At 68.3% G+C, this 1,380-nt stretch carries 1 protein-coding gene; it reads right to left on the bottom strand.

Annotated elements, in window-relative coordinates:
* Positions 1–17: 17 nt before the first annotated feature.
* Complete coding sequence (locus tag ACIBJF_RS53450; protein WP_399185120.1) at positions 18–1,184, bottom strand: IS110 family transposase; 1,167 nt, start codon at positions 1,182–1,184, stop codon at positions 18–20.
* Positions 1,185–1,380: the final 196 nt, after the last annotated feature.

Here is a 1,380-nt window from a genome sequence, read left to right as displayed (position 1 = left end):
GGGTGCCTCTGTGTTTGTCAAGCTGGTTGGGGTGTCGGCGTAGGCTCGGGTTCGGCGGGTCCGGGAAGTGACTTGTCCGAAGAGTCGGTCGTCGGGGTTGGGCCGGCCGCGCTGGATGCTGTAGTCGCCCCCGGTTGTCCTCCCGGGCCCGTCGTCTGGGTGCGTCGGCGTTCGTCGCTGATCATCGTTCGCCAGACGTGATCAGCGAGGCGGCGCTTCAGGCAGCGTTGTGCTTCCCTGGATGTCTTTCCTTCTGAGAGTTTGGCCTGGTAGTAGGTGTGGCCTCGGGTGCCCGGCATGCGGATCTGCGTGATGGCGACGGTGTGAAGTGCCGCGTTGAGCTGGCGGTCGCCGCGCCTGGACAGGCGGTGGCGTGCGCGGTCGGCGCTGGCGATCTCGATGGGAGCGGTGCCGGCGTACTGGGCGAAGGAGCTGGCGGTCGGGAAGCGGGCGGGGTTTCCGGTGCGGCCCAGGAGTCGGGCAGCGGTCACGGCTCCGATGCCCGGAGTGTCGGTCAGTCGGCTTTCGGACTCTGCGACCAGTGCTGCCATAGCCTTGGCGTTGTCCTTCAGCTTCACGTCCCAGGTCCGGATCTCGGCGATCAGGTCAGCGGCGAGGGCGTGGCGGGTGAGCTCGGCCGAACCCACGGGGACCACCGTGTCCAGCAGCTGTTCGGCTTTGGCCGCGGACAGGTCCCGCGGTGCCCCGCCGGGCAGCAGGGCCCGCAGCAGCGCGTGGAGCTGGTTCACCGCACGGACCCTGGCCTGCGCGAGGTTGCTGCGGCGTTCGTCCAGCAGCGCCAGTGCGTCTGTTGAACTGTCGGGCTGCACCGGCCGTGCGTCGCCCTGGAGAGCAGCGACGCACGCTGCCGCGGCGGCGTCGATGCGGTCGTTCTTGCGGCCTGCGCCGCGTGAAAGCTGGCGGACGCGGGCAGTGGCGCTCGGTGCGACGTCAACGACCTGTTCTCCCCGGGCGAGCAGCCATGAAGTCAGGTGGTGTCCCAGGCCCTTGGCGTTCTCGACAGCCCATCGCCGCTCGGGCCACTGACGGGCCCAGTCCAGCATGCGCTGGTACTCCTGGAGCGTCACGTCGATGCGGATCGATGCGAGATCACGGTTGGTCTCGGGATCGACGGCCGTGGCCGTGTGGGTCGACTTGTGCGGATCGATGCCGATCAGCATCATCGGCGGTCCCCTCCTTCTCGGTGTCGGGTCAGTGGAATCCGCAGCTGACATCCCGACTTCGAGAAACGTGGGGTGGCCGATGCTCATGCCTCTGTTGAGTCAAGCCGCGAACGGGCACCGGGCAGGTCGACACACCCAAAGAGAGCCAGCCCCTGCGGGCGGCAGGAAGTACTCGAGTCAGCCTGCCCGGCGTCCT

The organism is Streptomyces sp. NPDC050743, assembly GCF_044456925.1.
Classification (GTDB): domain Bacteria; phylum Actinomycetota; class Actinomycetes; order Streptomycetales; family Streptomycetaceae; genus Streptomyces.
This window is presented reverse-complemented; position numbering and strand designations above follow the sequence as displayed.